Below are 11,941 nucleotides of genomic sequence, written 5' to 3'. Positions count from 1 at the left end.
CCCCAGTCACTTACTACAGTAAGCCCTGGGGATTCGCTGCGTTGCCGCCTTCCTGTGACGCAAATTATTTTGGGAAAATATTAATTTTATTTATTATGAATTTACCGGATCCAACCAGCCCCATTTATCCTCGGTTTCTCCAGTGAAGAGACCAAAGAAGGCTTGTTGAATACGCTTGGTAACAGGGCCGCAGCGGCCTTCGCCTACCTGGATACCATCAACGCTGCGTACCGGAGTAATTTCTGCCGCGGTTCCGGACATAAACACTTCGTCGGCCAGATACAGCGATTCACGGGACAGCACCTGCTCGCGCACTTCAATACCCAGCTCTTTCGCCAGTTTGATGATCGCGTCGCGAGTAATGCCTGGCAGCGCGGAAGAGGTAAACGGCGGAGTAAACAGCACGCCATCTTTTACCTCAAACAGGTTTTCGCCTGCGCCTTCGGAGATATAGCCGTTTACATCCAGGGCGATGCCTTCCTGATAGCCGTGGCGGCGCGCTTCGCTACCCACCAGCAGTGAGGAGAGGTAGTTACCGCCCGCTTTCGCAGCGGTTGGAATGGTGTTCGGCGCAGCGCGATTCCAGGAAGAAACCATCGCATCGATCCCCTGATCCAGCGCTTCGGCGCCCAGGTATGCCCCCCACGGGAACGCGGCGATGATGACGTCAGTGGTGTATCCCGGGGGCGGGTTAACGCCCATACCGACATCGCCGACAAATACCAACGGACGGATATAGGCGCTGGTCAGGTTGTTTTTGCGGATCACTTCGCGGCAGGCTTCCATCAGCTCATCAATACTCTGGGAAACCGGAAAACGATAAATTTTTGCTGAGTCGCGCAGGCGCTGCATATGTTCACGATGACGAAACACTACCGGGCCTTTGTGAGAGTCGTAGCACCGAATCCCTTCAAATACCGACGTACCGTAGTGCAGCGCGTGAGACATTACGTGAACCTTCGCGTCTTCCCAGCGCACCATCTCGCCATTGAACCAAATATAATCAGCTTTTTTCGTCGTCATTTTTCTTCCTTTTGCGCTCAGGCGCGGATTTGTTGTGATGTGGCAGCGCTCTGGCAGATTGCGACATGCGCAACATCTACCAGTTTACTTAACTGACTAAACAGTAAGTCGACCGACCGGGGACTGGCAACGGTCAATTCAATATTTATATTCTGCGCATCGGTCGCGGCTTCCATATTCATGGAGCACACCTGAAAACCACGATGGCGCACCACGCGTAAAACACGTTCTAAAGTTTCTGGATTAAAGCGTGCCGATACATTGACCTGATGTTGCATCATGATAATTTCTCCAGCATTTCAGAGTTACTGGCGCCAGGCGGCACCAACGGCCAGACATTTTCAAGTTCGTCGATTGAGACGTGAAGCAGGTACGGCCCTTCGCTTGCCAACATAGTGTCGAGTGCCGCTTCAACCTGGTCTTTACGAGTAATGTGCTGGCCTGGAATGCCGAAGGCGCTGGCCAGCATGAGGAAATCGGGGTTATCGGTCAGGGTGGTTTCGCTATATCGCTCCTGGAAAAACAGTTGCTGCCATTGTCGAACCATCCCTAACCGCTGGTTGTCGAGTAAGACTATCTTCAACGGTAACTGCTTGCGTTTTACGGTGCCCAACTCCTGAACATTCATCATGAAGGAGCCGTCACCGGAGATACAGATAACGGTATCATTCGGTCGCGCTACCTGCGCGCCAACGGCCGCCGGTAAGCCGAATCCCATCGTCCCCAGACCGCTGGAGGTGATGAAGTTCTCCGGGCGGGTGTAAGTCATATGCTGGGCTGACCACATCTGATGCTGCCCCACATCCGTCGTCACCACGCTGTCTGCGGGTTTGCGTTCCGACAATTGCTTCAACAACAACGGCGCATAGATAGTCTCGCCAGGATGGTCATAGCGCCAGGCGTGTTCTGCGCGCAGCTCTGCACAGGACTGACGCCATGCGTCGATCTTCAGCGGTTGCTGTAATGCCGGCAACAGCGAATTTAAATCGCCCTGCAACGCGACGTGTGCCTGACGCAGTTTGTTCATTTCCGCCGGGTCGATATCCATATGGATTACGCTGGCGTTCGGCGCAAACGTATTCAGCTTACCGGTCACCCGGTCATCAAAACGTGCACCCACTGCGATCAGTAAATCACACTCTTGCACCGCGAAATTAGCCGCTTTAGTACCGTGCATTCCCAGCATGCCCAGATAGTACGGATAATCAGCTTCAACAGACCCCAGCCCTTTCAGCGTGCAGGTAACTGGCATTTGCGTTACCGCGATAAATTTACGCAGCGCCGGAACTGCCTGCGCCATACCAACACCACCGCCGACGTACAGCATGGGTTTTTTCGCCTGTTCCAGCATCTGGCGCGCCTGTTCAACATCAGCCTGCGGGAAGGTCGCTTCGTTATCAACGGTAGTAAACCAGGGTTCCAGCTCACCGCTGGCCAACTGGATATCTTTCGGGATATCCACCAGAACCGGGCCAGGACGGCCAGCGTTGGCAATTTCAAAAGCCTCTGCCATGATACGAGGCAGCTCTGCCAGCGACTGCACCAGGAAGCTGTGTTTGGTACAGGCCAGCGACAGGCCTAACACATCCACCTCCTGGAACGCATCAGTGCCGATGAACGGGGCGGAAACCTGACCCGTGATCGCGACGACGGGGACCGAATCTAACAACGCATCCGCCAGGCCAGTGATCAGGTTAGTGGCGCCAGGACCGGAGGTGGCGATACAAACACCGGTTTTGCCGGTAGAACGGGCATAACCGATTGCCGCCATTGCCGCACCCTGTTCGTGTCGGCACAACAAATGCTCCACACCACCGTCATACAACGCGTCGTAAACCGGCATAATTGCGCCGCCAGGATAACCAAATACGGTTTTCACCCCCTGCGCTCGCAAAGCATGTACCACCCACTGTGCCCCGTTCATAGTTACATCCCCGTCGTAAATCTTGAGAAACAGAATTTTATGCTGTTATTCACGCTCTGCTCCTCGCTTAAGTTTTTCAGGCCAAAAAAAACCCCCGGACCTTTCGGTGCGGGGGTCTTAGTTCGTTAAGGCTTGATTTCTAAGCCTTTCCTCGTCCAAGTGCAGCCCCGCACGGTGGGATAATAATCACCACCACGCTAATCACGACCAGGCTAATCACTCGTAGAAGGGCTGTCATTTTTGTCTATTCTTGCATCTTGTTCGAAGGAATACCTAAAGAGTTACCATAGGTTTTGCCAATAGCACAAGATATTTTTTTAACCACGTTTCAGATAATGCAGGTGAATGCCTAAAAGTGCTTTGTTTTTTATAAGAAAAATTAGCAACTGAAAAATTTTCACGTTTTCCTCCCCCTTTTGGCGCACTCTACACCCTGTTTTCCTTCTTTTCGCTTCTGCGAGCGCTCTTCCAGTTTGATGTTTCTTACCTGAAAATGACGCCAAAATTCAGGAAGCAGCCGCTAAAAAACAAAAAGTCAGTAATTCGATTTTCTCTTCTATTCCGCATAATCCACGTAACAGGAGGGATTATGTCACTGGCGATTGTTCATACCCGCGCCGCACTTGGCGTCAATGCGCCGCCTATCACTATAGAGGTGCATATCAGTAATGGATTACCGGGATTAACCATGGTTGGCCTACCGGAAACCACGGTAAAAGAGGCGCGTGACCGGGTACGTAGTGCGATTATTAATAGCGGATATGAATTTCCGGCTAAAAAAATAACCATTAACCTTGCTCCAGCCGATCTACCGAAAGAGGGCGGAAGGTATGACCTGCCTATTGCTGTTGCGCTTCTGGCCGCATCTGAGCAGCTTACAGCGTCGAATCTTGAGGCATATGAGCTGGTGGGTGAGTTAGCGCTTACAGGCGCATTACGCGGCGTTCCTGGCGCAATATCAAGTGCAACGGAAGCCATCAGGGCCGGCAGAAATATTATCGTCGCAACAGAGAACGCGGCGGAGGTTGGGCTTATCAGCAAAGAAGGATGTTTTATCGCCGATCATCTACAAACCGTCTGCGCCTTTCTGGAAGGGAAACACGCCCTGGAAAGACCTTTAGCTCAGGATATGGCATCGCCTACCGCAACTGCCGATCTTCGCGATGTGATCGGTCAGGAGCAGGGTAAACGCGGCCTGGAGATTACAGCGGCAGGGGGACATAATCTGCTATTGATCGGCCCGCCGGGTACGGGTAAAACCATGCTGGCCAGTCGACTGAGCGGGATTCTTCCACCATTAAGCAATGAAGAGGCGTTGGAAAGCGCCGCGATCCTCAGTCTGGTTAATGCCGATACGGTACAAAAACGATGGCAGCAACGCCCCTTTCGCTCACCTCATCATAGCGCCTCACTTACTGCTATGGTCGGCGGCGGCGCAATACCCGCCCCGGGAGAGATATCGCTGGCGCACAACGGAATTTTGTTCCTTGATGAATTGCCTGAATTTGAACGACGCACACTGGATGCGCTACGTGAACCTATAGAATCCGGTCAAATTCATTTATCCCGTACCAGAGCGAAAATAACGTACCCTGCCAGGTTCCAGTTAATCGCCGCAATGAATCCCAGCCCGACCGGACATTATCAGGGAAACCATAATCGCTGCACGCCAGAACAGACACTACGTTACCTTAATCGGTTGTCAGGCCCGTTTCTTGATCGTTTTGACCTTTCGCTTGAGATACCGCTTCCACCGCCCGGGATTCTTAGCCAACACGCCTCAAAGGGTGAGAGCAGCGCTACGGTAAAAAAGCGGGTCATCGCCGCCCATGAACGGCAGTACCGACGCCAGAAGAAGTTAAACGCGCGTCTGGAGGGTCGCGAAATCCAAAAATATTGTGTTTTACATCACGATGACGCCCGCTGGCTTGAAGACACGCTGGTGCATCTTGGATTATCCATTCGCGCCTGGCAGCGTTTACTAAAAGTTGCCAGAACCATTGCCGACATAGAACTGGCTGACCAGATCTCGCGTCAGCATTTGCAGGAGGCGGTAAGCTATCGGGCGATAGACAGGTTGTTAATTCATTTGCAAAAGCTGTTGGCGTAAAAAAAGGGCATTACGCCCTTTTTATTAATCATCAGCTTCGGTGTAGTCTTCTGCGCCTTCAACTTGCGGCTTGCCGCCAGACAAGGTGTGGAAGCGTTTTGGACGCTTGATACGCGTCATATACTTGGACCAGACGCGTTCTGCATCCGTTACCGGCTCGCGTTCACCGCGACATACCGCTACAAACAGCTTCTCTTCTTCAGTCACAGGCTCACGCTTGCCAAGATCCAGATCATTAAAGGCATGACCATGACGCTCAAGCAGTTGTGCCTCTTTAATCGTGAAATCACCGTGACGAGAGAATCCACGTGGATAATGTTTATTGTCAAAATATCGATTAGTCGTCGTAAAGCTTTCCGCCATCCTGCACGCTCCTAATTCTTTGTCTGAGCTATTTATGGCGCGGAGTATTAGTTACGCTTGACAGAGTGTAAAACAAAACATTTAAATCATAACGACAAATAATTTTGTGGAGAGCACAGTGGATACGGAATTGTTAAAAACTTTCCTGGAAGTTAGCCGGACACGCCATTTCGGGCGGGCCGCAGAAGCACTTTACCTGACGCAATCCGCGGTGAGCTTTCGTATCAGGCAACTGGAGAATCAACTGGGCGTAAACCTTTTTACGCGGCACAGAAACAATATCCGTTTAACCACGGCTGGCGAAAAACTTTTACCGTATGCGGAAACGCTGATGAATACGTGGCAGGCGGCACGTAAAGAGGTGGCGCATACCTCACGCCATAACGAGTTTTCCATCGGCGCCAGCGCGTCTTTATGGGAGTGTATGCTTAACGCCTGGCTGGGTCGACTGTACCAACTACAGGAGCCGCAAAGCGGCCTGCAATTCGAAGCCAGAATCGCTCAACGGCAATCGCTTGTGAAGCAACTTCATGAACGCCAGCTTGATCTCCTCATTACTACCGAAGCACCCAAAATGGATGAGTTCAGCAGTCAACTGTTAGGGCACTTCACTTTGGCGTTATATTGCAGCAGCCCTGCCCGTAAGAAATCAGAACTCAATTATCTGCGGCTGGAGTGGGGACCAGACTTCCAACAGCATGAAACAGGGCTGATCGCAGCAGATGAAGTGCCGGTATTAACAACCAGCTCAGCCGAACTCGCCCGACAGCAGCTTAGCGCATTAAATGGCTGTAGCTGGCTTCCTGTAAACTGGGCAAATGAAAAGGGCGGATTACATACCGTTGCCGACAGCGCAACGCTTTCACGGCCGCTATACGCCATTTGGCTGCAAAATAGCGATAAATACTCGCTGATCTGCGATCTGTTAAAAACGGATGTGCTGGATGAACAATGAAAATGATGAAAAGAAAAAGAAGGGAACTTACGATTACCTGATCAGATAATCAGGTAATTTTAGGCAAAAAAAAATCCTTAGCAGATGCTAAGGATTATTTCTGGCAGGGGCGGAGAGACTCGAACTCCCAACACCCGGTTTTGGAGACCGGTGCTCTACCAATTGAACTACGCCCCTAATTAGGGTGGCGGAACGGACGGGACTCGAACCCGCGACCCCCTGCGTGACAGGCAGGTATTCTAACCAACTGAACTACCGCTCCACCGAATTCTTTTACAACCACTGATTTTTACATCAGTTTACTGCTTAATTTGATGCCTGGCAGTTCCCTACTCTCGCATGGGGAGACCCCACACTACCATCGGCGCTACGGCGTTTCACTTCTGAGTTCGGCATGGGGTCAGGTGGGACCACCGCGCTAGTGCCGCCAGGCAAATTCTTTTGTGCTCAGTACGCAATTCTTTATCGCATCAGCGGCGTTGCCTGCGCTCGTAAACTCAGTCACATACTTCTGTATGCTCCTTCCTTTCCTTCGCTTGCCGCCTTGCTGCTGCGCAAATTATTGCGTACTCAACTCTGAATCAGTGCTGAAAATCTTCTCTCAACCGCCAAAACATCTTCGGCGTTGTAAGGTTAAGCCTCACGGTTCATTAGTACCGGTTAGCTCAACGCATCGCTGCGCTTACACACCCGGCCTATCAACGTCGTCGTCTTCAACGTTCCTTCAGGAGACTTTAAGTCTCAGGGAGAACTCATCTCGGGGCAAGTTTCGTGCTTAGATGCTTTCAGCACTTATCTCTTCCGCATTTAGCTACCGGGCAGTGCCATTGGCATGACAACCCGAACACCAGTGATGCGTCCACTCCGGTCCTCTCGTACTAGGAGCAGCCCCCCTCAGTTCTCCAGCGCCCACGGCAGATAGGGACCGAACTGTCTCACGACGTTCTAAACCCAGCTCGCGTACCACTTTAAATGGCGAACAGCCATACCCTTGGGACCTACTTCAGCCCCAGGATGTGATGAGCCGACATCGAGGTGCCAAACACCGCCGTCGATATGAACTCTTGGGCGGTATCAGCCTGTTATCCCCGGAGTACCTTTTATCCGTTGAGCGATGGCCCTTCCATTCAGAACCACCGGATCACTATGACCTGCTTTCGCACCTGCTCGCGCCGTCACGCTCGCAGTCAAGCTGGCTTATGCCATTGCACTAACCTCCTGATGTCCGACCAGGATTAGCCAACCTTCGTGCTCCTCCGTTACTCTTTAGGAGGAGACCGCCCCAGTCAAACTACCCACCAGACACTGTCCGCAACCCGGATTACGGGTCCACGTTAGAACATCAAACATTAAAGGGTGGTATTTCAAGGTTGGCTCCACGCAGACTGGCGTCCACGCTTCAAAGCCTCCCACCTATCCTACACATCAAGGCTCAATGTTCAGTGTCAAGCTATAGTAAAGGTTCACGGGGTCTTTCCGTCTTGCCGCGGGTACACTGCATCTTCACAGCGAGTTCAATTTCACTGAGTCTCGGGTGGAGACAGCCTGGCCATCATTACGCCATTCGTGCAGGTCGGAACTTACCCGACAAGGAATTTCGCTACCTTAGGACCGTTATAGTTACGGCCGCCGTTTACCGGGGCTTCGATCAGGAGCTTCGCTTGCGCTGACCCCATCAATTAACCTTCCGGCACCGGGCAGGCGTCACACCGTATACGTCCACTTTCGTGTTTGCACAGTGCTGTGTTTTTAATAAACAGTTGCAGCCAGCTGGTATCTTCGACTGACTTCAGCTCCATGAGTAAATCACTTCACCTACGTGTCAGCGTGCCTTCTCCCGAAGTTACGGCACCATTTTGCCTAGTTCCTTCACCCGAGTTCTCTCAAGCGCCTTGGTATTCTCTACCTGACCACCTGTGTCGGTTTGGGGTACGATTTGATGTTACCTGATGCTTAGAGGCTTTTCCTGGAAGCAGGGCATTTGTTGCTTCAGCACCGTAGTGCCTCGTCGTCACGCCTCAGTGTTAAAGTGAACCGGATTTACCTGGAACACACACCTACACGCTTAAACCGGGACAACCGTCGCCCGGCCAACATAGCCTTCTCCGTCCCCCCTTCGCAGTAACACCAAGTACGGGAATATTAACCCGTTTCCCATCGACTACGCCTTTCGGCCTCGCCTTAGGGGTCGACTCACCCTGCCCCGATTAACGTTGGACAGGAACCCTTGGTCTTCCGGCGAGCGGGCTTTTCACCCGCTTTATCGTTACTTATGTCAGCATTCGCACTTCTGATACCTCCAGCATGCCTCACGACACACCTTCACAGGCTTACAGAACGCTCCCCTACCCAACAACACACAGTGTCGCTGCCGCAGCTTCGGTGCATGGTTTAGCCCCGTTACATCTTCCGCGCAGGCCGACTCGACCAGTGAGCTATTACGCTTTCTTTAAATGATGGCTGCTTCTAAGCCAACATCCTGGCTGTCTGGGCCTTCCCACATCGTTTCCCACTTAACCATGACTTTGGGACCTTAGCTGGCGGTCTGGGTTGTTTCCCTCTTCACGACGGACGTTAGCACCCGCCGTGTGTCTCCCGTGATAACATTCTCCGGTATTCGCAGTTTGCATCGGGTTGGTAAGCCGGGATGGCCCCCTAGCCGAAACAGTGCTCTACCCCCGGAGATGAATTCACGAGGCGCTACCTAAATAGCTTTCGGGGAGAACCAGCTATCTCCCGGTTTGATTGGCCTTTCACCCCCAGCCACAGGTCATCCGCTAATTTTTCAACATTAGTCGGTTCGGTCCTCCAGTTAGTGTTACCCAACCTTCAACCTGCCCATGGCTAGATCACCGGGTTTCGGGTCTATACCCTGCAACTTAACGCCCGGTTAAGACTCGGTTTCCCTCCGGCTCCCCTATACGGTTAACCTTGCTACAGAATATAAGTCGCTGACCCATTATACAAAAGGTACGCAGTCACACCCCAAAGGGTGCTCCCACTGCTTGTACGTACACGGTTTCAGGTTCTTTTTCACTCCCCTCGCCGGGGTTCTTTTCGCCTTTCCCTCACGGTACTGGTTCACTATCGGTCAGTCAGGAGTATTTAGCCTTGGAGGATGGTCCCCCCATATTCAGACAGGATACCACGTGTCCCGCCCTACTCATCGAGCTCACAGCATGTGCGCTTTTGTGTACGGGGCTGTCACCCTGTATCGCGCGCCTTTCCAGACGCTTCCACTAACACACATGCTGATTCAGGCTCTGGGCTCCTCCCCGTTCGCTCGCCGCTACTGGGGGAATCTCGGTTGATTTCTTTTCCTCGGGGTACTTAGATGTTTCAGTTCCCCCGGTTCGCCTCATTAACCTATGGATTCAGTTAATGATAGTGTGACGAATCACACTGGGTTTCCCCATTCGGAAATCGCCGGTTATAACGGTTCATATCACCTTACCGGCGCTTATCGCAGATTAGCACGTCCTTCATCGCCTCTGACTGCCAGGGCATCCACCGTGTACGCTTAGTCGCTTAACCTCACAACCCGAAGATGTTTCTTACGATTCATCATCGTGTTGCGAAAATTTGAGAGACTCACGAACAACTTTCGTTGTTCTGTGTTTCAATTTTCAGCTTGATCCAGATTTTTAAAGAGCAAATATCTCAAACGTGACTCGTAAGTCAGTTTTGAGATATTAAGGCAGGTGACTTTCACTCACAAACCAGCAAGTGGCGTCCCCTAGGGGATTCGAACCCCTGTTACCGCCGTGAAAGGGCGGTGTCCTGGGCCTCTAGACGAAGGGGACACTGAAGTCTCAATCGCAAGACGCCTTGCTATTCACTTTTCATCAGACAATCTGTGTGAGCACTGCAAAGTACGCTTCTTTAAGGTAAGGAGGTGATCCAACCGCAGGTTCCCCTACGGTTACCTTGTTACGACTTCACCCCAGTCATGAATCACAAAGTGGTAAGCGCCCTCCCGAAGGTTAAGCTACCTACTTCTTTTGCAACCCACTCCCATGGTGTGACGGGCGGTGTGTACAAGGCCCGGGAACGTATTCACCGTGGCATTCTGATCCACGATTACTAGCGATTCCGACTTCATGGAGTCGAGTTGCAGACTCCAATCCGGACTACGACGCACTTTATGAGGTCCGCTTGCTCTCGCGAGGTCGCTTCTCTTTGTATGCGCCATTGTAGCACGTGTGTAGCCCTGGTCGTAAGGGCCATGATGACTTGACGTCATCCCCACCTTCCTCCAGTTTATCACTGGCAGTCTCCTTTGAGTTCCCGGCCGGACCGCTGGCAACAAAGGATAAGGGTTGCGCTCGTTGCGGGACTTAACCCAACATTTCACAACACGAGCTGACGACAGCCATGCAGCACCTGTCTCACGGTTCCCGAAGGCACAAATCCATCTCTGAATTCTTCCGTGGATGTCAAGACCAGGTAAGGTTCTTCGCGTTGCATCGAATTAAACCACATGCTCCACCGCTTGTGCGGGCCCCCGTCAATTCATTTGAGTTTTAACCTTGCGGCCGTACTCCCCAGGCGGTCTACTTAACGCGTTAGCTCCGGAAGCCACGCCTCAAGGGCACAACCTCCAAGTAGACATCGTTTACGGCGTGGACTACCAGGGTATCTAATCCTGTTTGCTCCCCACGCTTTCGCACCTGAGCGTCAGTCTTTGTCCAGGGGGCCGCCTTCGCCACCGGTATTCCTCCAGATCTCTACGCATTTCACCGCTACACCTGGAATTCTACCCCCCTCTACAAGACTCAAGCCTGCCAGTTTCGAATGCAGTTCCCAGGTTGAGCCCGGGGATTTCACATCCGACTTGACAGACCGCCTGCGTGCGCTTTACGCCCAGTAATTCCGATTAACGCTTGCACCCTCCGTATTACCGCGGCTGCTGGCACGGAGTTAGCCGGTGCTTCTTCTGCGGGTAACGTCAATTGCTGTGGTTATTAACGACAACACCTTCCTCCCCGCTGAAAGTACTTTACAACCCGAAGGCCTTCTTCATACACGCGGCATGGCTGCATCAGGCTTGCGCCCATTGTGCAATATTCCCCACTGCTGCCTCCCGTAGGAGTCTGGACCGTGTCTCAGTTCCAGTGTGGCTGGTCATCCTCTCAGACCAGCTAGGGATCGTCGCCTTGGTGAGCCGTTACCTCACCAACAAGCTAATCCCATCTGGGCACATCTGATGGCAAGAGGCCCGAAGGTCCCCCTCTTTGGTCTTGCGACGTTATGCGGTATTAGCCACCGTTTCCAGTAGTTATCCCCCTCCATCAGGCAGTTTCCCAGACATTACTCACCCGTCCGCCACTCGTCAGCAAAGCAGCAAGCTGCTTCCTGTTACCGTTCGACTTGCATGTGTTAGGCCTGCCGCCAGCGTTCAATCTGAGCCATGATCAAACTCTTCAATTTAAAAGTTTGATGCTCAAAGAATTAAACTTCGTAATGAATTACGTGTTCACTCTTGAGACTTGGTATTCATTTTTCGTCCGGGGACGTCAAGAATCCGTATCTTCGAGTGCCCACACAGATTGTCTGATAAATTGTT

At 52.1% G+C, this 11,941-nt stretch carries 8 protein-coding genes, 3 tRNA genes and 3 rRNA genes; 2 read left to right on the top strand and 12 right to left on the bottom strand.

The annotated features are described in order from the left end of the window. Window positions 1-93 precede the first annotated feature (93 nt). From ilvE to ilvL, 5 genes are all read right to left on the bottom strand, one after another. Entirely contained in the window at window positions 94-1,023 is a 930-nt protein-coding gene (gene ilvE / locus EOS97_RS10020) for a branched-chain-amino-acid transaminase (RefSeq protein ID WP_000208532.1), read from the bottom strand. Between the two features lie 17 nt (window positions 1,024-1,040). Then, window positions 1,041-1,304, bottom strand: a complete 264-nt coding sequence (gene ilvM / locus EOS97_RS10015) for an acetolactate synthase 2 small subunit (protein ID WP_000983260.1) — start codon at window positions 1,302-1,304, stop codon at window positions 1,041-1,043. Further along, the gene (gene ilvG, locus EOS97_RS10010) at window positions 1,301-2,947 is read right to left on the bottom strand and encodes an acetolactate synthase 2 catalytic subunit (RefSeq protein WP_001012552.1); all 1,647 of its coding nucleotides are present in this window, start codon (window positions 2,945-2,947) and stop codon (window positions 1,301-1,303) included. Before ilvG ends, ilvM begins: the two co-directional genes overlap by 4 nt. Before the next feature lie 2 nt (window positions 2,948-2,949). Beyond that, window positions 2,950-3,000 carry a peptide IlvX gene (gene ilvX, locus EOS97_RS26920; RefSeq protein ID WP_192930503.1) on the bottom strand — a complete coding sequence of 17 codons (51 nt, stop codon included), beginning with the start codon at window positions 2,998-3,000 and terminating at the stop codon, window positions 2,950-2,952. A gap of 86 nt (window positions 3,001-3,086) precedes the next feature. Beyond that, window positions 3,087-3,185, bottom strand: a complete 99-nt coding sequence (gene ilvL / locus EOS97_RS10005) for an ilv operon leader peptide (protein WP_001311244.1) — start codon at window positions 3,183-3,185, stop codon at window positions 3,087-3,089. 351 nt (window positions 3,186-3,536) lie between these two features. Here ilvL and EOS97_RS09995 point away from each other — a divergent pair, with 351 nt between their 5' ends. Next, window positions 3,537-5,057, top strand: a complete 1,521-nt coding sequence (locus EOS97_RS09995; RefSeq protein WP_000050215.1) for a YifB family Mg chelatase-like AAA ATPase — start codon at window positions 3,537-3,539, stop codon at window positions 5,055-5,057. 24 nt (window positions 5,058-5,081) lie between these two features. Here the strand turns inward: EOS97_RS09995 and maoP are convergent, their stop codons facing one another. After that, the gene (gene maoP / locus EOS97_RS09990) at window positions 5,082-5,420 is read right to left on the bottom strand and encodes a macrodomain Ori organization protein MaoP (RefSeq protein WP_000840996.1); all 339 of its coding nucleotides are present in this window, start codon (window positions 5,418-5,420) and stop codon (window positions 5,082-5,084) included. Window positions 5,421-5,526: 106 nt separating this feature from the next. Between maoP and hdfR the strand changes: the two genes are divergently transcribed. Further along, complete coding sequence (gene hdfR / locus EOS97_RS09985; RefSeq protein ID WP_001541181.1) at window positions 5,527-6,375, top strand: HTH-type transcriptional regulator HdfR; 849 nt, start codon at window positions 5,527-5,529, stop codon at window positions 6,373-6,375. Window positions 6,376-6,476: 101 nt separating this feature from the next. On the opposite strand, the gene EOS97_RS09980 is transcribed toward hdfR, so the two are convergent. From EOS97_RS09980 to EOS97_RS09955, 6 genes are all read right to left on the bottom strand, one after another. Beyond that, window positions 6,477-6,552 (bottom strand) — tRNA-Trp (locus tag EOS97_RS09980). A gap of 8 nt (window positions 6,553-6,560) precedes the next feature. Then, window positions 6,561-6,637 (bottom strand) — tRNA-Asp (locus EOS97_RS09975). A 54-nt stretch (window positions 6,638-6,691) separates the two neighbouring features. After that, a 5S ribosomal RNA gene (rrf, locus tag EOS97_RS09970) occupies window positions 6,692-6,807 on the bottom strand. 197 nt (window positions 6,808-7,004) lie between these two features. Beyond that, window positions 7,005-9,909, bottom strand: a 23S ribosomal RNA gene (locus tag EOS97_RS09965). Window positions 9,910-10,102: 193 nt separating this feature from the next. Beyond that, a tRNA-Glu gene (locus EOS97_RS09960) sits at window positions 10,103-10,178 on the bottom strand. Between the two features lie 85 nt (window positions 10,179-10,263). Next, window positions 10,264-11,805, bottom strand: a 16S ribosomal RNA gene (locus tag EOS97_RS09955). Together the 16S, 23S and 5S rRNA genes with 3 tRNA genes alongside form the textbook arrangement of a ribosomal RNA operon. Window positions 11,806-11,941 lie beyond the last annotated feature (136 nt).

Source organism: Salmonella sp. SSDFZ54 (assembly GCF_004010735.1).
GTDB classification, from domain to species: Bacteria; Pseudomonadota; Gammaproteobacteria; order Enterobacterales; family Enterobacteriaceae; genus Salmonella; species Salmonella enterica.
This window is presented reverse-complemented; position numbering and strand designations above follow the sequence as displayed.